A 17978-nucleotide genomic window follows, 5' to 3' on the forward strand; every position below is an offset into this window, starting at 1 on the left:
TCCCCAAAACGAAAACGCCCCGCACTGGCGGGGCGTCTCATTTGCGGAAACAGAAGCCGTCAAAAACCTACTGCAGCAGGTTCTTGACGATGCCGCTTGCCTTGCCGAAGTCCATCTGGCCGGGATAGCGCTCCTTGAGCGCGTTCATGCAGCGTCCCATGTCGCGCAGGCCGTCGGCGCCGACCTCGGCGATCACCTTCTGGGCGGCGTCGCGCACGTCGTCCTCGGCCATCTGCTTGGGCAGGAAGTCGCCGATGATGGCGATTTCGTCGCGCTCCTGCGCGGCCAGCTCCAGCCGCGCGCCTTCCTCGAAGGCCTTGGCCGATTCCTGCCGCTGCTTGACCATCTTGGTCAGGATCTGCAGGATTTCCTCGTCCGACACCGGGTCCTTGCCGGCACCGCGATGGGCGATGTCGCGGTCCTGGATGGCGGCCTGGATCAGCCTGAGCGTCGAGGTGCGGCGCTTGTCGCCGGCTTTCAATGCAGTCTTCAGCGCCTCGGCGAGCATCTCGCGCATGGCCATTACTCCTGAACGTGTCGCAAACAATAGCGCCGACCTGCCACAGTGGCAAACCGAATGACAATGGCCAACTTCCTGTTTTCATTAGGAAAAATAATTAGCCACGAATCCCGGACCGGTCATTGACCACCCGCCGGGGTTCGCTTATTGTCCGCGCCTTGCAAGGACTAGTTTGTTTTGTGCACGGGGCCCGCCTGACGGTGGTCGTCCGTGCTTTTCGCTGCGCGATATGGCCTCTCCCGAGCCATTTTTCAAGTCGCGGCGCCCGTTACGCAGGAGCATCGCCATGGCCTCAGAGACCGCCCCCTGGGCAACCGAAGTGCCGACCGCCGTTCTGGTGCTGGCCGACGGCACGGTAATTACGGGCCGAGGCCTCGGCGCCACCGGCACGGCCGTCGCCGAAGTCTGCTTCAACACCGCGCTGACAGGCTACCAGGAGGTCCTCACCGACCCCTCCTACGCCAGCCAGATCGTCACCTTCACCTTCCCCCACATCGGCAACATCGGCACCAATGACGAGGACATCGAGGACCTCAACCCGGCGGCCCGCTTCGGCGCGGTCGGCGCGGTGTTCAAGGCCGATGTCACCAACCCGTCGAGCTATCGCGCCGCCGGTCACCTCGACCAGTGGCTGAAGCGCCGCGGCATCGTCGCCATGTCGGGCGTCGACACCCGCGCGCTGACAGCGCTGATCCGCGAAAAGGGCATGCCCAACGCCGTCATCGCGCATGCGCCCGACGGCAAGTTCGACATCGAGAACCTCAAGGCCCAGGCCCGCGCCTGGTCCGGCCTCGTCGGCCTCGACCTCGCCAGGGAAGTCACCTCCGGCCAGTCGTCGTCCTGGACCGAGACCCCCTGGGTCTGGAACGAGGGATATGGCGAGCGCGCCGAAGAAACCATGCACGTCGTCGCCATCGACTACGGCGTCAAGCGCAACATCCTGCGCCTGCTCGCCGGCCTCGGCGCCAAGGTCACGGTGGTTCCGGCCAAGACCTCGGCCGAGGACATCCTGGCGATGAAGCCGGACGGCATCTTCCTGTCCAACGGCCCCGGCGACCCCGCCGCGACGGGCGAATATTCGGTCCCCGTCATCAAGGACCTGCTGAAGACCGAACTGCCCGTCTTCGGCATCTGCCTCGGCCACCAGATGCTGGCGCTGGCCCTCGGCGGCAAGACCGAGAAGATGCACCAGGGCCACCACGGCGCCAACCATCCGGTCAAGGACCACACCACCGGCAAGGTCGAGATCGTGTCGATGAACCACGGTTTCGCCGTCGACGCCAAGTCGCTGCCGCAAGGCGTCGAAGAGACCCACGTCTCGCTGTTCGACGGCACCAACTGCGGCATAGCGCTCACTGGCCGCCCGGTGTTTTCGGTCCAGCACCACCCCGAGGCGTCGCCCGGCCCGCAGGATTCGCACTACCTCTTCCGCCGCTTCGCCAACCTGATCCGCGAACGCCAGGGCGAACCCGCCTTCGCCGAGCGCTGAGCCGCGACGGTCAAGAAACAAAGCCGCCTCCGGGCGGCTTTTTCTTTGCTCCGATCGGGCGATGCCCCTGACCCCATTCCAGTATTGTAGCGGTGGAGCCGTACCTCTCCGGCAGATCGCGCCATCACACGCCGGATCGCAGCACCTGAGAGATGCCGCTCAGCATGCGGCGGTCATCGACGCGCGGCACACTGCGGGGTCTACTTGGAAGCGGTTCGATCCCGTTCCATGCGGAGCCAGGTCATTTCGACTCATGCGCCGCCTGAATCAGATTTCGCCACGACATGAAAGCCAGCCGCTGCCGACCCCGTAACTGCGGTTCGGAACTAAACTCACCAACTCCCGAAAGCCGACATCTGGCCGCAGAAAGCGATGCTGGCTGCATGTCATGTCAGGTCTTGCTCAGACGGAGCTGATCCGGATCATCGCAATTCGGAGTGTTGGCGATCCAGTCAAGACAGAGCAATAAACAAAGCCTGCCGAACTGCTCGGCGAGGGCTTTCGTATCGGACCAGTCATTGCCTAATTCTTGGTTGTTTCCGTGGATTAGTCGACTACGACCATCGCTATAAATGCGGTCGATTGCTTTCTTGAGGGTAGGGCCATCGGGACGAATGGGTTTGTCGTCCTCCATCTTCAGGCGAGCATTGATGAGAGTAAGTATACCGCCTGATTTTCTTCCGCATGCCAGAGCGTCGAGAGATGCGGCCAGTTTGACGACGGCCATATGGGACGAGCTTTCACGGCACCCCTCATGAAACCACAAGAACGCATGAAACAGCGTTGACATCATATTGGGGCGGGCGACGGCCCCGTCGGGGCTAATGACGTAGGCCAGCATCTCTCCCACGACCGCAAATATGTCGGCTTTCTCCGCCAAAATGCCTTCCCATTCGACTGGCTTGATATGAGGTCCGAACGGCGGGTGCGACCAACTCGACCCTGAGAGTACGCCTTTGCCGGGGACAAAGGTCAGGGCTTTACGGCGATGCGGTTCGCGATCAAAGAGCAGATTGATGCCGTCAAGGGCTTTAGATGGAGTTTGCCACATGAGTGCTATGGCCGTTGTTGCGAATCGTGCGGCCATGAGCGCTTTTTCCCGTCCGGCCTCCGACGCCAAATCATGGATGGCAATGCTGCATACAAATTTGCACGATCCGATGGCGTCGATAACGTCCAATTCGGCGATGCTGTCGAATGACGGTTTGCGCTTTCGAAGTTTACCACCTTGCCATATGCGCTCAATCCGCCGCTGGGATCGCGTTGAAATCCCGCTATCCTGGTACTTACGTTCGAGCCAAACGTCTCGCGGCTCAAATAAGACCGGGCCGATGGAGAATGGTTTGAAATCTTTGCCGCCAAAAAGCGTGCACCCAAACGCATATTCTCGAATGCTTTTGCCTGTAGCATCCTGATTAGCGGTCTTTTTAACCTGCGTAAGGACGGTCAATGCGTTCGCTTCAAGATCATAGTCTACGTCAATTGAGGCGAGAGCCGGCCCGAATGCGCGTCTTACGATCGCCCGCCATTCGGCCTGCGTGAATTTCGGCTTTAAGAGCGGATCGTCATCCATCAGCCGTTTGGCGACCCGCTCAATCCCCTCATCGAGCTTACGTGAGACGATAAGGGATTCACCGTTTCCGGCATCGATCATGCGCGGCAATGAAAAATCGTCGACTTTCGACCGCTCTGCTATCGGTATGGCTTCGAGCCGTACTAGTTCACGGATGATATCTTTGACCAGATCGCGCTGCGCGCTCACGACGGCTCCCTATCGAGAATGCCGGTGAGGCTAGCAAATCCGGCGTGGTTAAGTGCGGCCATGGCATCGCGTCGACCATCGATGGCTCTCTGGATTCTATCCACATTGTCAAACACAGTAGATTGCAACGCTTCGATCTGTTCGGCTGGCAAGTCATGTTGCTTTGCTCCGGCCACGATCAGAGCCAATACCAATCATAGGGCGTGAGGCCGGATTCGGACTTAGACGCTATATAGGTGACCGCCCTGATCTTGGTGCCATCGGGAAGAACAACCGGAAATGTATCATCGCGCTCATATCCGTTGCCACAACCTTCCTCTCGGTCGAGGTTGGGCAACTCGCGATCGTCGATTTCGAACAGGACACCGTACTGCCGTAAATCATCGGACTTGGCCAGCGTAGCTTTGCCCGATAAGTCTTTGCTTCTTTTGGTGAAGGCCAATGTGTGGCCGCCAGCATGGGCGATGCCCCCCGCCGTGAGTCGCGGACCGCGAGCGCCAAGAGCGGCAAGTCGGCTCCTGTCTCATTCCACTCTCGCATCTGCATCCAGAAGCTGCCAGTCCGCTTGCCACCCCACACCCGTCATTCCGAGTCTATGTATTCACGCTCTCGGCCTCGCTGGCGTCCGTTCCCTTTTGCTCCGTCGGCCTCTCCACCTTCAGCACGAACACCGCCAGCGCCATGGCGATGAAGATGCCGCCCAGCACATAGGGCGCGCCGGCAAACGAGACCGGGGCGTTCGGCCCGGTGAACCAGGCGAAGATGCCGGTGTAGAGCAGCGGCGTGATGATGCTGGTGATCGAAAACAGGCTGGTCATCGCGCCTTGCAGCTCGCCCTGCGCCGATGGCGGCACCTTGGCCGCCGCGAGGCTGCGCAGCGGCGGGTCGGCAAGCGCCTCGAGGCAGGTCGCCACGATCACCGCATAGACCAGCCAGCCCTCCCAGGCCGCGGCATAGCCGAAGGCGGCGACGGTGGTGAACGCCAGGCCCACCGCCGCCGTGCGCCACTCGCCGAGCCTTGGGATGGCGCGCGGCAGCACCAGCGCCATGACAAGCGCCCCGCCGATGCCGAACACGCCGAGCGAAAAGCCGATCTGCTGCTCGCTCCAGCCGTAGCGGTAGCTGCCGACGAACGACCACACCGCCGGGTACATCATGTGGCCCAGCGTCATCAGGAAGAACACCATGCCGATCCAGCCGATGCCCTTGTAGTTGCGCATCTGGCGGAGCGCGCCCAGCGGGTTGGCGCGCTTGAGCTCGAATTTGCGGCGGTTCTCCCTGGTCAGCGTCTCCGGCAGGAAGAAATAGGCGAGGACGAAATTGAGGAAGGCAAGGCCGGCGGCAAAGAAGAACGGCACGCGCGGTCCGAACCCGCCCAGCAGGCCGCCGAGCACCGGCCCGATCACGAAGCCGACGCCGAAGGCGATGCCGAGCAGGCCGAAATTCTTCGCCCTGTTCTCGTCGGTCGAGACGTCGGCGATGAAGGCCGAGGCGGTCGAATAGCTGGCGCCGCTGATTCCGGCCAGCACGCGGCCGATGAACAGCATCGCATAGGACCAGGCAAAGGCGCAGATCAGGTTGTCGATGGCGAAGGTCAGCACCGAGGCGAGCAGGATCGGCCGGCGGCCGAACCGGTCGCTCAGATTGCCCATCAGCGGCGCAAACAGGAACTGCATCGCCGCATAGACGAAGAACAGCCAGCCACCCTCGATCGCCGCTTCGCTGATGCCGACGCCGGTCAGTTCCTGCAGGAAGGCAGGCAGCACCGGCATGATGATGCCAAAACCGATGACGTCGAGCAGCAGCGTCACGAAGACGAGCGCAAGGCCTCGTTTGGCGGTCTTTTCGTCAACCATGTCGAACCCACCTGGCACAAGGTCGCGCATCGGCGATGCGCCGCTTCAAGCTGTCGCAGCATGTCGTTTACCGCCGCCGCATGGGGGCAGCAGCGGGGATCGAACCGCCGGGGGCAGTGCGGAACGTCGCTTATATCAGCGGCAAGGATCAGGAACAATGCGTGAACACATCAAAATGTCTGATGTGTCCAGAGGCACGGACGGAACGTTACGGGACCGCCCTGCCCTCGCTCGCTTCGAGGATCGAGAACCATTGCTGGCGGTCGAGTGTGACATCGAGCGCGCGGGCCAGCTGCGCCAGCCGCTCCGGCTTCATCGTGCCGAGCACCGGCACCAGCCGCGCCGGATGGCGCAGCAGCCAGGCGATGGCGACGGTAGCAACGTCGTGCGCGCCGGTCTCGGCCGCCGCCACGCTCAGCGCGGCCCGCACCTTGTGCTCGCGCTGGCCGTCGCCGGTGAACAGCGACCCGCCCCCCAGCGGCGACCAGATCATCGGTGCGTAGCGCAGCCTTTGCGCATGGTCGAGCCTGCCGTCCGTCAGCGCCGAGGTCTCCAGCACCGAATGCTCGATCTGGTTGGTGACGACAGGAAACGGCAGACGCGACGCCAGCAGGTCGAACTGCGGCACCGTGAAGTTCGAGACCCCGACGGCGCGCACCTTGCCCGCCTGCACCACCCGCTCCAGCCCCGCCGCCGTCTCGTCGGCATCCATCAGCGGGTTGGGCCGGTGGATCAGCAAAAGGTCGAGATAGTCGGTGCCGAGGTTCTTGAGCGACCGGTCGACCGACGCCGCGATATGGGCGGCACCGGTGTCATAATGCTTCAGCCAGTTTTCCGGCCGCTGCGGCGATTTCAGCATGATGCCGCATTTGCTGATCAGCTCGATGCTGTCGCGCCGGCCCTTCCAGCGTGCCAGACCTGCGCCGAAGGCCTCCTCGACCTGGTAGCCGCCATAGATGTCGGCATGGTCGAAGCTAGTGATGCCGAGCCCGGCCGAAATGTCGATCAGCCGGGCAACCGCGTCGGCGTCCCGCGTCGCTCCGCCGTCCAGCAGGCGCCAGGCGCCGAACACCAGCCGCGACAGCGACGGGCCGCCCGGCACCAGTTCGATGCGCCTGTCCGCAGCCATTCAGATCGGGTTGTTGAAGGTGTCGCAGGACGACAGCTTGCCACTCTTCAGGCCGGCGGCAAACCAGCGCTGGCGCTGGTCCGAGGTGCCGTGGTTGAAGCTTTCCGGCACGACATAGCCCTGCATGCGCTTCTGCAGCGTGTCGTCGCCGATCTGCTGGGCCGCGTTCAGCGCCTCCTGGATGTCGCCGTCCTCGAGCAGGCCCTTCTGTGCGGTGTAATAGCCCCACACGCCGGCGAAGCAGTCGGCCTGCAGCTCGACGCGCATCGACATCTGGTTGGCGTCGGCCTCGCTCATCTGCTGCCGCATCTGGTTGAACTTGGGCAGGATGCCGGTCAGGTTCTGCACGTGGTGGCCGACCTCGTGGGCAATCACATAGGCCTGGGCGAAATCGCCCGCGGCACCGAACTGCTTGGCCAGTTGGTTGAAGAACGAGGTGTCGAGATAGACCTTCTTGTCGCCGGGGCAGTAGAACGGCCCCGAAGCCGACGAGGCGTAGCCGCAGGCCGAGGAAACCTGGCCGGAAAACAGCAGAAGCTTGGGTTCTTCGTACTTCAGCCCTTCGGCCTGGAAGATGCCGTTCCAGGTGTCTTCGGTCTCGGCCAGCACCGTCGAGACGAACTGCGTCATCTCGTCGTTTGCCGGCGCGCCGCCTTCGGTCACCTGGCCGCCGCCCGGTCCCGAGCCGTCGCCGCCGGCCAGGATCTGCATCGGGTCGATGCCGCAGGCGCGCAATGCAAAGAACAGCACGACGAGAATGATGATGCCGGAAATTCCGCCGCCGCCGCCGATGCGCGGGCCCATCGGCAGCCGTCCGCTGCCGCGGCCGAAGCCGCCGCCCAGCCCGCCGCCGCCCTGGCCGCGCGCATCCTGCACATTGTCACTCTGGCGACGGCCTCTCCAACGCATGGGCATATCCCTCAATGTTCGTCGTCGCGGGCTTGGCTCCGCTCAGGGAGACAATTAGCCCAACGCTTGATTCAAGTCACAGGGTTTTTGGTTGTGCCACCCGGGCGCGCAACCGCCGGCGGTCAGCTCTTCTGCTTGGTCCCGGCGCTCTTGCCGTCGGAGCTTTTGGCCCGCTCCTCGAAGCGCTTTTCGCCCTTCTTGAAGTCCTGGCCGGTCTTCGCCTCGACCTTGCGTTCTTGCTTGGCCGCAGCCTTGTGCAGGCCCTTGGCAGCCGCCTTGCCCTTCGCCGTCGGAGCTTGAGTGATCGCCATCTTTCGCTTCCTCCCAGGCGCCGGAATCCAGCCGGCGCTCAGGCTAACGCAGGCGCGCCGCGCTGGTTCCCGCCAGGATCGTCAGGCACGCGGCAGCAGGTTTCATCGAGCCGGCTGGATCGGCCTATTCCGCCGGCGCCGCCTGCACCGCCAGCGCCGTATCCGCCCGTCGGCTGCGCCGCGCCGACAGCCAGGCGGCAACCGCCTTCTGCCCATGGAACGCCGCGATCCCCGTCAGCATGCCGACCGCCACGGTCAGCGCCGTCGCCACCGGCCACGACGCAAGCGCCTTGAACTGCGGCGCCAGAAGCTCCGGCACCAGGCGATGGAACAGGTAGATGTGGTAGCCCGCCGCCGCCACCGGCAGCGCCAGCGCGGCGACCTGCTTCGGCACGGCCACCCGCGGCCGGTAGAGCAGCATCGCCACGCAGGCCAGTTGCAGCATGAACTTGACCCAGGAGCCGGTCCAGTTGCCGCCCCAATAGGCCATGACGGGAAATGCCATCACGGCCGCCCCCATCACCAGCATGCGCTGCCGCGCCGTCCGCGCATGGAAGATGCACCAGCCGAACACGGCGAGGTAGAACACGTCCGACACGGTGAAGATCTGCACCGCCCCCACCGCCCAGACCTTGGGCGCGAAAAACTTGATCGCCACCGTCACGACGAGCGCCGCCATGCCCGTGCCGAACGGGTTCTCCGCCACCCGCCGCCGCACCGCCGGCAGCGAAAACAGCCCGGCGACGATCAGCATGACCTGCGCATAGGCCTCCACGAACCAGTAGAGATAAGGCAGCATGTGCTTGGGATCGAAGATGCCGAGATTGCCCAGAAGGAAGACCGACGGCCACAGCACCTCGCCGCGCGCGATCGAATAGGCGGCGACGATCGGCGCATAGATCGCCAGGTTGCCGGCCAGCGCCTTGAGCAGCCGCGTCGTCTCCCCGCGCATCAGTGCGGCGCCATGGAAGCGCGCCAGCCCGTAGCCGACCAGCATCACCAGCGCCGCTGCCCCGCCGGGAATGGGCCACAGCGTGGCGTGGTGCAGCACGACGAGCAGGATCGCCATCGCCCGCATCAAGAGTTCGGAATCGACCACGCGCAGCCCGCCGGTCTGGCGTCCGAGCCGTGCCAGCGCCCCCACCGGCATCTTCTCCCAGCCTTCGGGAATGCGGCCCAGCTTGCGTTCCAGCGTCAGCGACAGCTGCACGAACAGCAGGGAATCGCCGCCCAGTGCCTCGAAACTGTCCGTCGGCGCCACCTGCCGGGGATAGAAGGCGCGCCTGAACGCCTCGATGATTCCCGGATCGGCTTTCGCCGCCTGCCGCGCCCGCTGCGCCACCGCCTGATGGTCGACCTTGCCGTTGGACAGCCGCGGCAGCGCCTCGACCGCTACCGCCTCGACATGCAGCGGCGTCAGGCCGCTGGCCTCGACCATCAGCCTGCACACCGCCTCGGGCGCCTGGCCGGACGAGAACGCCGCCACCAGGCGCCGGTCGTCTCCCGTCACCGCCGCAACGATGCCATGGCGCGCCAGCGCATGCTCCACCGCCTCGTGGCCGATCCTCAGGCCGGCGATCTTCGACATGCGCTTCAGCCGTCCGACGACGCGGAAGAAGCCGTTGTCGCAGCGTTCGGCCAGATCGCCGGTGCGAAGCTCATCCACCTCGGCGCCGCGCGCCAGGTCGGCCCTGCCCTCGGCATAACCCATCATCACGTTCGGCCCGCGATAGACGAGCTCGCCCGCCGCGCCGCTGCCGTCGATCCTCGCGCCGTCTTCGCCGACAAGCGACAGTTCCCCGCCCGGAATGGCGATGCCGATGCTGTCGGGGTTCGCCGCAAGCGCCTGCGGCGGCACATAGGCGATGCGGGCTGCCGCCTCGGTCTGGCCGTACATCAGGAACAGTTGCTGCCCCGAGGCATCGAGCTTGCGCCGGAAGCTCTCGGCCAGCTCGACCGGCATCCGCCCGCCCGCCGCCGTCATGAAACGCAGCGACGGCAGCTGCTCGGGGCGAAACCCGGTCTTCTGCATCAGCTCGTAGGAATAGGGCACGCCGCTGATGTTGGTGACTTCGGCCGCGCGCAGGTCATCGGCAAATCCCTTTTCGGTCACGCCCTTCGCCGAAACAAACACGCTCGCGCCGACCGCCAGGTGCGAGTTCAGCACCGACAGGCCATACGAATAGTGGAACGGCAGGATCAGCGCCGCCCGGTCGTCGGTCTCCAGCCCGAGATAGCAGGCGATGGCCTCGGCATTGCTGTTGATGTTGGTGCGCGACAGCCTGACGAGGCGGCTCCTGCCGGTGCTGCCCGATGTCGCCAGCAGCACGGCGAGGTCGCCATGCAGTGCCTCCCCTGCCCGCTCGTGCTCGATCAGGCGCCAGCGCCCGTCGACCAGCCGCACGCTCACATCGGGACGGAAGTCTTCTTCGAAATCGGCAATGGCCTTCGCCTCGCCGGGCGCGATCAGCGCCACTGCATGCCCGCCTGCGCGGGCCGCGACATAGGCGGTGATGGCGTGCTCGGAATTCGCCGCCTCGATCGCCACCAGCTTGCGGCCGTTGCCGAAACCGGCGGCCATCCCGGCGGCGCGGCGCGCCAGTTCGGCATGGCTGATCGCGGGCCGGCCCGGAAAGATCAGGGCCGGGCGTTCGCCATGCGCCGCCAGTTTCTGCAGGAAATCCATTCTTCGCTCGCCCCCGACCGCCCCTTCGCGGTCCCTGAACGCGCGAGCCGATAGCGTTATTCCTGATTTTTTGCATCAACTATTTTTCACATAGCTAATGTTTCCCGTCGCCGGAAGGCGTGTGGCTGCGCGAACACGTCGCACGAGGGCTTGCCAAAACGCCGGCCTTCGCTATTCTTGCAAATGACTTGCAACTGCGATTAGGAACATCGAGTGGACTCCTACACCCGGCCGGCCGAAGACACCGAGGGTTGGCGGACGGCGCGAGGCGAAGGATCGCTCTCCGACGTCCATCGTTCGATCGCCATCAGCAAGGACGCCCCGACCTGGCGCAAGGCAGCCGCCTTCGTCGGCCCCGGCTATCTCGTCGCCGTTGGCTACATGGATCCCGGCAACTGGGCGACCTCGATCGCCGGCGGCTCCAAGTTCGGCTACACGCTTTTGTTCGTGGCGCTGGTTTCCAACATCATGGCGATCGTGCTGCAGTCGCTTTGCGCCCGCCTCGCCATCGCCTCGGGCCGCGACCTCGCCCAGGCCTGCCGCGACGCCTTCCCGCGTCCCGTCGCCTATGTGCTGTGGTTCCTCGCCGAAGTCGCCATCATCGCCACCGACATCGCCGAGGTCATCGGCACGGCCATCGGCCTCAACCTCATCTTCGGCATTCCGCTCGAGATCGGCGTCATCATCACCGCGCTCGACGTGTTCCTCATCCTCTATCTCCAGAAGCTCGGCTTCCGCTGGGTCGAGGCGCTCATCATCACGCTGCTCGGCGTCATCGCCGTCTGCTTCGCAATCCAGGTGGCGCTGGCCGACCCCGACTGGGGCGCGGTCATAGTTGGCTTTGCGCCCACCACCGAGATCGTCACCAACCCCGAGATGCTCTATCTCGCCTTGGGCATCCTCGGCGCCACCGTCATGCCGCACAATCTCTATCTGCATTCCGGCATCGTGCAGACGCGCGCCTATGGCAACACGCTGGTCGAAAAGCGCCAGGCGCTGAAGTTCGCGACCTGGGATTCGACGATCGCGCTGATGTTCGCCTTGCTCATCAACGCCTCGATCCTGATCCTCGCCGCGGCCGCCTTCTATTCCACCGGCCGCACCGAAATCGTCGAGATCGGCGAGGCCCATTCGCTGCTCGCGCCGCTGCTCGGACTCGCCATCGCCCCCACTTTGTTCGGCATCGCGCTGCTCTGCTGCGGCATCAATTCGACGGTAACGGCGACGCTCGCCGGCCAGATCGTCATGGAAGGCTTCCTCCACATCAAGCTGCCGCCATGGCTGCGCCGCCTGGTCACCCGCGGCATCGCCATCGTACCGGCCGCGGCCGTCACCATGTGGTACGGCGACAGCGGCACGGCGCGTCTGCTGATCCTTACCCAGGTCGTGCTCAGCCTGCAGCTCTCCTTCGCCGTCTTCCCGCTGGTCCTGTTCACCGCCGACCGCAAGAAGATGGGCGCGCTTGTCGCCCCGCGCTGGCTGATCGCCCTGGCCATGCTGATCGCGGTCGTCATCGCCGCCCTCAACGTCAAGCTGCTGGTCGATTTCGTCCTGAACTGATCGGCACGACAGCCAATGCTCGGCAAATCAGCGGGCCACCACCACCGGTGCCGACCGCCGCGACAAGACGAGCACCGCAAGTGCCACCAGCGGGAACGCCGCAGCCACCAGGCCGAGATCGGACGGCCGGGCGAACTCCAGCACGCGTCCGCCGATGACTGTGCCCAAGGCGATGCCGAAATAGAGTGCCGAGGCGTTGAGCGACAGGGTCAGGTGCGCCACCTCGGGCGCGAAACCGACGATGCGGCTCGCCTGCGCCGGCGGAAAAGCCCAGCCGATGATGCCCCACGGCACCATCAGCCCGATCAGCACCGGCCCGGCGATGTGGTGCGGCAGCAGCTTGAGCGTCAGTGCAATCGCCAGGCAGAAGCCCGACGACATCAACAGCGACAGCACCACCATGCGTGTCGCGCCGATCCGGTCCGCAAGATAGCCGCTCGACAGATTGCCGATGACGGCACCGGCGCCAAAGGCCAGCAGCATGCCCGGCAGGGCGATGGCCGGCAGCCCCGCCCCTTCCAGCGCCAGCGGTGCGATGTAGGAGATCACCGTGAAACCGCCGGCGAGATAAAGCAGCGTCACCAGAAGCGACGGCAGGATGCCGGGCCGGGCTATGGCGGTGAAGCGCTCGCCAAGCGTCAGCTTGATGCCGCGCGATCCCCGCGGCAGCCGCACCCACAGGATCGCCGCACAGGAAATGCTGAGCAGCGCAATCGCCAGGAAGGTGCCGCGCCAGCCCCACATCGTCGCGATCAGCGACCCTGCCGGCGCACCCAGCGCCACCGCGAATGTCGTGCCGCCGACAACGACGGCGATCGCGCGTGCCCGATGCTCGGGCCCTGCCAGCGACACGGCTGTCGCCTGCGCGGTCGCCGCATAGAGCCCGGCCGCCATGCCCATCACGACCTGCGCCACCAGCAACCCGCCGAAGGACGAGCTCATGGCGGCAATGACGTTGCCCGCCACGAACACCAGCATCGTCGCCGCCAGCACGCGGCGGCGGTCGACCTCGCCCGCCAGCGCCGACAGCACTGGCGCGCCGACGGCGTAGGCGAGCGAAAACGCCATGATCAGGTAGCCGGCGAAGGGCACCGAGACATGGGCATCGCCGGCGATCGCCGGCAGCAGGCTGGAGAACACGAAGCCGACGGTGCTCATCGCAAACGAGCCGACCGCCAGCCAGATAAGGCGCTTGTCCATGACGCTGTCCTTAGTTCAAAATTCGTTGAACTATTGAACTTGTCGTAGCGTCATGTCAATCTGCCTCGAACGCGCTCTTGCCATCGTCATGTCAGCAGGCGGCGCCAACCTTGAACCGACCGGACAGCATAGCTAGCTTCGCACCATGTCATTGCCGCATCCCAATCCCGACCAGATCAGCCTCGCAAACGTGCTTGCCGTGCTTGGCGACCAGACGCGGCTCGCCATCGTCGGCTATCTCGCCCGCAACGAGGGCGTGGCGATGAGTTGCGGCCAGTTTCTCGATTTCGGCTCCAAGACCAATCTCAGCTACCACCTCGCCAAGCTGCGCGAGGCCGGCATCACCAAGACCGAGGTTTCCGGCACCAGCCGGCTGATCTCGCTGCGCCGCGGCGACCTCGACAGCCGCTTTCCGGGCCTGCTCGATTCGATCGTCACCGCCGCGCGCGACCTGCCTCTCCTGGAACGGCTCAAGGACGACGGCTGACCCGGGAAACGGGCGCCGGACGCCGGTCGCGACGCCCCGAACCGGCATGGCGCGTCGAGCTTCCCGCTGCTGGCCGCATTCTTGCCTGTCTACAATGGCTTAAATGCTATTTTCGGGGTTCCCCCCTCCCCGTCCTTCCCCTATAAGGCGCGCCTAGCCTGATACTTGAATCTCACTTGCGCACCGGCCCGGGCATCGCCCCGTCCCGGTTCTTCGCGCAGGCCTACTGACGGACCGTACACAATGGCAAAACGCACCGACATCAAGTCCATCCTGATCATCGGCGCCGGTCCCATCGTCATCGGCCAGGCCTGCGAGTTCGACTACTCCGGCACCCAGGCGTGCAAAGCGCTGAAGGAGGAAGGCTACCGCGTCATCCTCGTCAACTCCAACCCGGCCACCATCATGACCGACCCGGAGCTGGCCGACGCCACCTACATCGAACCGATCACGCCCGAAGTCGTCGCCAAGATCATCGCCAAGGAGCGCCCCGACGCGCTGCTGCCCACCATGGGCGGCCAGACCGCGCTCAACACGGCACTGTCGCTTCGCCGCATGGGCGTGCTCGAACGTTACAATGTCGAGATGATCGGCGCCGACGCGCACGCCATCGACAAGGCCGAGGACCGCTCGCTGTTCCGCGAAGCCATGGCCAAGATCGGGCTCGAAACGCCCAAGTCGATGCTGGCCAACGCCTCCGAGGTCAAGGATGCCGACCGCAAGAAGCACGAAGCCGAGCGCGCCGCGCTGAAGGCCGAGAACCCGGCCAATCTCGACGCAGCACTCGACGCGCTCGAAACCCAGTGGAACCTCGGCGAAGGCGACCGCAAGCAGCGCTACATCAATCACGGCATGGCGATCGGCGCCCAGGCGCTCGACCATGTCGGCCTGCCCGCCATCATCCGCCCGTCCTTCACCATGGGCGGCACCGGCGGCGGCATCGCCTTCAACCGCCAGGAATTCTTCGACATCGTACAAAGCGGCCTCGACGCCTCCCCCACCACCGAAGTCCTGATCGAGGAATCGGTGCTCGGCTGGAAGGAATACGAGATGGAGGTCGTGCGCGACCGCGCCGACAACTGCATCATCATCTGCTCGATCGAAAACATCGACCCGATGGGCGTGCACACCGGCGACTCGATCACCGTCGCGCCCGCGCTGACGCTGACCGACAAGGAATACCAGATCATGCGCAACGCCTCGATCGCGGTGCTGCGCGAGATCGGCGTCGAGACGGGCGGCTCCAACGTCCAGTTCGCCGTCAACCCGGCAGATGGGCGCCTCGTCGTCATCGAGATGAACCCGCGCGTCTCGCGCTCCTCGGCACTCGCCTCCAAGGCGACCGGCTTCCCGATCGCCAAGATCGCCGCCAAGCTCGCCGTCGGCTACACGCTCGACGAGCTGGAGAACGACATCACCGGCGGTGCCACGCCCGCTTCCTTCGAGCCGTCGATCGATTACGTCGTCACCAAGATCCCGCGCTTCGCCTTCGAAAAATTCCCCGGCGCCTCGCCGGTGCTCACCACCGCCATGAAGTCGGTCGGCGAGGTCATGGCCATCGGCCGCACCTTCCAGGAATCGCTGCAGAAGGCCTTGCGTGGACTTGAGACCGGCCTCACCGGCCTCGACGAGATCGAGATCCCCGGCATCGGCGCCGACGGCGACAATGGCGACGAACGCAATGCCATCCGCGCCGCCCTCGGCACGCCGACGCCCGACCGGCTGCGCATGGTCGCCCAGGCAATCCGCATGGGCACCTCGCTCGAAGACGTGCACGCCATGTGCAAGATCGACCCGTGGTTCCTCGAGCAGATCGCCGGCATCATCTCGATGGAAGCCCGCGTCCGCGAGCACGGCCTGCCGCAGGATGCCGAAAACCTGCGCATGCTGAAGTCGATGGGCTTCTCCGACGCCCGCCTCGCCTCGCTGACGAAGACCGAGGCAGAAGCCGTTCAGAAGACCCGTCAAAAGCTCGGCGTCCACCCGGTCTACAAGCGCATCGACACCTGCGCCGCCGAGTTCGCCTCGCCGACCGCCTACATGTACTCGTCCTACGAGCTGCCTTTCGCCGGCGCCCTCGCCGACGAGGCCCAGGTCTCGTCCGCCAAGAAGGTCGTCATCCTCGGCGGCGGCCCCAACCGCATCGGCCAGGGCATCGAGTTCGACTATTGCTGCGTCCATGCCGCCTATGCGCTGCGCGAGGCCGGCTACGAGTCGATCATGATCAACTGCAACCCCGAGACCGTGTCGACCGACTACGACACCTCGGACCGGCTCTATTTCGAGCCGCTGACGGCCGAGGACGTGCTCGAAATCCTGCGCGCCGAACAGGCCGCCGGCACGCTCCACGGCGTCATCGTCCAGTTCGGCGGCCAGACCCCGCTCAAGCTGGCGGATGCGCTCGAAAAGGCCGGCATCCCGATCCTCGGCACCTCGCCCGACGCCATCGACCTCGCCGAGGACCGCGACCGCTTCCAGAAGCTTTTGCACAAGCTCGACCTCAAGCAGCCCAAGAACGGCATCGCCTACTCCGTCGAGCAGGCCCGCACCGTCGCCGGCGAGCTCGGCTTCCCGCTGGTCGTGCGCCCGTCCTACGTGCTCGGCGGCCGCGCCATGCAGATCATCCACAATGAAGGCATGCTGCAGTCCTACCTGCTCGACACCGTGCCGGGCCTGGTACCCGAGGACATCAAGCAGAAATACCCCAACGACAAGACCGGCCAGATCAACACCCTGCTCGGCAAGAACCCGCTTTTGTTCGACACCTATCTCTCGGGCGCCATCGAGGTCGACGTCGACTGCCTCTGCGACGGCAAGGCGACCTTCGTCTCGGGCATCATGGAGCACATCGAAGAGGCCGGCATCCACTCGGGCGACAGTGCCTGCTCGCTGCCGGTGCACTCGCTCTCCACCGAGCTCGTCGACGAGCTCGAGCGCCAGACCTCGGCCATGGCGCGTGCGCTCAATGTCGGCGGCCTGATGAACGTACAATACGCCATCAAGGACGGCGTCATCTACGTACTGGAAGTCAATCCGCGCGCCAGCCGCACCGTGCCCTTCGTGGCAAAGACCGTCGGCAAGCCGATCGCCAAGATCGCCGCCCGCATCATGTCGGGCGAGAGCCTCGACGAGGCCTTCGCCCATTACGGCGCCAAGCCCGACGCGCGCAATCCCGGCCACATCGCCGTCAAGGAAGCGGTGTTCCCCTTCGCCCGCTTCCCCGGCGTCGACATCCTGCTCGGGCCGGAGATGAAGTCGACCGGCGAGGTCATGGGCCTCGACCGCGACTACGCGCTCGCCTTCGCCAAGGCCCAGCTCGGCGCCGGCGTCGACCTGCCGCGCTCGGGCACGCTGTTCGTCTCGGTCCGCGACGAGGACAAGGCCGGCATCCTCGGTGCCGTCCAGCGCCTGTCGGGCCTAGGCTTCAAGGTGCTGGCAACGTCGGGCACCGCGCGCTTCCTGGTCGAGAACGGCGTGCCGGCCGAAAAGATCAACAAGGTGCTCGAAGGCCGCCCCCACATCGAGGACGCCATCCGCAACCGCCAGATCCAGATCGTCTTCAACACCACCGACGGCCAGAAGGCGGTGTCGGACTCCAAGTCGATCCGCCGCGCCACGCTGATGCAGAAGGTGCCCTACTACACCACCCTCTCAGGTGCCGCCGCCGTCGCCGAAGCCATCGCTGCCCTCAAGGCCGGCTCGCTCGAAGTCCGCCCGCTGCAGGACTACTTCAAGTAAAAGCGTCGCCACAGCTCTCTTCTCCCCGTTTACGGGGAGAAGATGCCGGCAGGCAGATGAGGGGCAGCGCAAGCGCTGCCGCCGTCGCCGAGTAAAGCGCGACGCCCAAGCTGCTGATCTCCCCCTTGCGGGGGAGATGGCCGGCACGCCAGAGGGGGGTGCGAAGAAGCGCGACACCTCAGGCAAACCGCCACTTCTGCCCGGCTCGCCCCCCGCATTGCGTGCGACGACACCCCCCAACGCCTCATGGCGTGGCCTGACGCGAGCTACGTAACAAGCATCTATTGTCCTGCCGGCTTGCTTCGATCCCCTGCGCTATTTCTTCACCTCC

Annotated in this window: 13 protein-coding genes and 1 pseudogene; 4 read left to right on the plus strand and 10 right to left on the minus strand. The window is 65.1% G+C overall.

The features are described 5' to 3' along the window. Positions 1 to 67: 67 nt before the first annotated feature. Entirely contained in the window at positions 68 to 517 is a 450-nt protein-coding gene (locus GGR00_RS13125) for a GatB/YqeY domain-containing protein (RefSeq protein WP_055970631.1), read from the minus strand. Between the two features lie 289 nt (positions 518 to 806). Between GGR00_RS13125 and carA the strand changes: the two genes are divergently transcribed. Next, positions 807 to 2009: a glutamine-hydrolyzing carbamoyl-phosphate synthase small subunit gene (gene carA, locus GGR00_RS13130; RefSeq protein WP_184699649.1), complete on the plus strand. Its 1203-nt coding sequence runs from the start codon at positions 807 to 809 to the stop codon at positions 2007 to 2009. A 127-nt stretch (positions 2010 to 2136) separates the two neighbouring features. Here the strand turns inward: carA and GGR00_RS28285 are convergent. The 8 genes and pseudogenes from GGR00_RS28285 to GGR00_RS13165 form a co-directional block, all read right to left on the minus strand. Next, a pseudogene (locus GGR00_RS28285) lies at positions 2137 to 2229 on the minus strand (IS5/IS1182 family transposase); the annotation flags it as partial. 171 nt (positions 2230 to 2400) lie between these two features. Further along, the gene (locus tag GGR00_RS13135; protein ID WP_184699650.1) at positions 2401 to 3771 is read right to left on the minus strand and encodes a hypothetical protein; all 1371 of its coding nucleotides are present in this window, start codon (positions 3769 to 3771) and stop codon (positions 2401 to 2403) included. 178 nt (positions 3772 to 3949) lie between these two features. Continuing rightward, positions 3950 to 4213, minus strand: coding sequence for a gamma-glutamylcyclotransferase family protein (locus tag GGR00_RS13140; RefSeq protein ID WP_184699651.1), 264 nt, complete (start codon positions 4211 to 4213; stop codon positions 3950 to 3952). Positions 4214 to 4364: 151 nt separating this feature from the next. Next, positions 4365 to 5627, minus strand: a complete 1263-nt coding sequence (locus GGR00_RS13145) for a TCR/Tet family MFS transporter (RefSeq protein ID WP_184699652.1) — start codon at positions 5625 to 5627, stop codon at positions 4365 to 4367. 208 nt (positions 5628 to 5835) lie between these two features. Continuing rightward, on the minus strand, positions 5836 to 6756 hold the full coding sequence (locus tag GGR00_RS13150; protein ID WP_184699653.1) for an aldo/keto reductase: 921 nt from the start codon (positions 6754 to 6756) through the stop codon (positions 5836 to 5838). Further along, positions 6757 to 7665, minus strand: coding sequence for a KPN_02809 family neutral zinc metallopeptidase (gene ypfJ, locus GGR00_RS13155; RefSeq protein ID WP_184699654.1), 909 nt, complete (start codon positions 7663 to 7665; stop codon positions 6757 to 6759). 122 nt (positions 7666 to 7787) lie between these two features. Beyond that, complete coding sequence (locus GGR00_RS13160; protein WP_055970301.1) at positions 7788 to 7976, minus strand: hypothetical protein; 189 nt, start codon at positions 7974 to 7976, stop codon at positions 7788 to 7790. A 124-nt stretch (positions 7977 to 8100) separates the two neighbouring features. Then, complete coding sequence (locus tag GGR00_RS13165) at positions 8101 to 10662, minus strand: AMP-binding protein (protein WP_184699655.1); 2562 nt, start codon at positions 10660 to 10662, stop codon at positions 8101 to 8103. Positions 10663 to 10875: 213 nt separating this feature from the next. On the opposite strand from GGR00_RS13165, the gene GGR00_RS13170 reads away from it, so the two are divergent. Further along, positions 10876 to 12222, plus strand: coding sequence for an Nramp family divalent metal transporter (locus GGR00_RS13170; RefSeq protein ID WP_184699656.1), 1347 nt, complete (start codon positions 10876 to 10878; stop codon positions 12220 to 12222). 27 nt (positions 12223 to 12249) lie between these two features. On the opposite strand, the gene GGR00_RS13175 is transcribed toward GGR00_RS13170, so the two are convergent. Continuing rightward, positions 12250 to 13422 (minus strand): MFS transporter, encoded by a 1173-nt coding sequence (locus GGR00_RS13175; protein WP_184699657.1) that lies wholly within the window; start codon positions 13420 to 13422, stop codon positions 12250 to 12252. Positions 13423 to 13567: 145 nt separating this feature from the next. Here GGR00_RS13175 and GGR00_RS13180 point away from each other — a divergent pair, with 145 nt between their 5' ends. Continuing rightward, positions 13568 to 13909: an ArsR/SmtB family transcription factor gene (locus GGR00_RS13180; RefSeq protein WP_055970306.1), complete on the plus strand. Its 342-nt coding sequence runs from the start codon at positions 13568 to 13570 to the stop codon at positions 13907 to 13909. Positions 13910 to 14152: 243 nt separating this feature from the next. Next, positions 14153 to 17647 (plus strand): carbamoyl-phosphate synthase large subunit, encoded by a 3495-nt coding sequence (gene carB, locus GGR00_RS13185; protein ID WP_055970307.1) that lies wholly within the window; start codon positions 14153 to 14155, stop codon positions 17645 to 17647. Positions 17648 to 17978 lie beyond the last annotated feature (331 nt).

The organism is Aminobacter aganoensis (assembly GCF_014206975.1).
In the GTDB taxonomy this organism is placed as follows: domain Bacteria; phylum Pseudomonadota; class Alphaproteobacteria; order Rhizobiales; family Rhizobiaceae; genus Aminobacter; species Aminobacter aganoensis.

Coding starts and splice junctions, on each gene's coding strand:
- GGR00_RS13125 (WP_055970631.1), bottom strand. CDS start 517: ATGCGCGAGATGCTCGCCGAGGCGCTGAAGACTGCATTGAAAGCCGGC.
- carA (WP_184699649.1), top strand. CDS start 807: ATGGCCTCAGAGACCGCCCCCTGGGCAACCGAAGTGCCGACCGCCGTT.
- GGR00_RS13145 (WP_184699652.1), bottom strand. CDS start 5,627: ATGGTTGACGAAAAGACCGCCAAACGAGGCCTTGCGCTCGTCTTCGTG.
- GGR00_RS13150 (WP_184699653.1), bottom strand. CDS start 6,756: ATGGCTGCGGACAGGCGCATCGAACTGGTGCCGGGCGGCCCGTCGCTG.
- ypfJ (WP_184699654.1), bottom strand. CDS start 7,665: ATGCGTTGGAGAGGCCGTCGCCAGAGTGACAATGTGCAGGATGCGCGC.
- GGR00_RS13160 (WP_055970301.1), bottom strand. CDS start 7,976: ATGGCGATCACTCAAGCTCCGACGGCGAAGGGCAAGGCGGCTGCCAAG.
- GGR00_RS13165 (WP_184699655.1), bottom strand. CDS start 10,662: ATGGATTTCCTGCAGAAACTGGCGGCGCATGGCGAACGCCCGGCCCTG.
- GGR00_RS13175 (WP_184699657.1), bottom strand. CDS start 13,422: ATGGACAAGCGCCTTATCTGGCTGGCGGTCGGCTCGTTTGCGATGAGC.
- GGR00_RS13180 (WP_055970306.1), top strand. CDS start 13,568: ATGTCATTGCCGCATCCCAATCCCGACCAGATCAGCCTCGCAAACGTG.
- carB (WP_055970307.1), top strand. CDS start 14,153: ATGGCAAAACGCACCGACATCAAGTCCATCCTGATCATCGGCGCCGGT.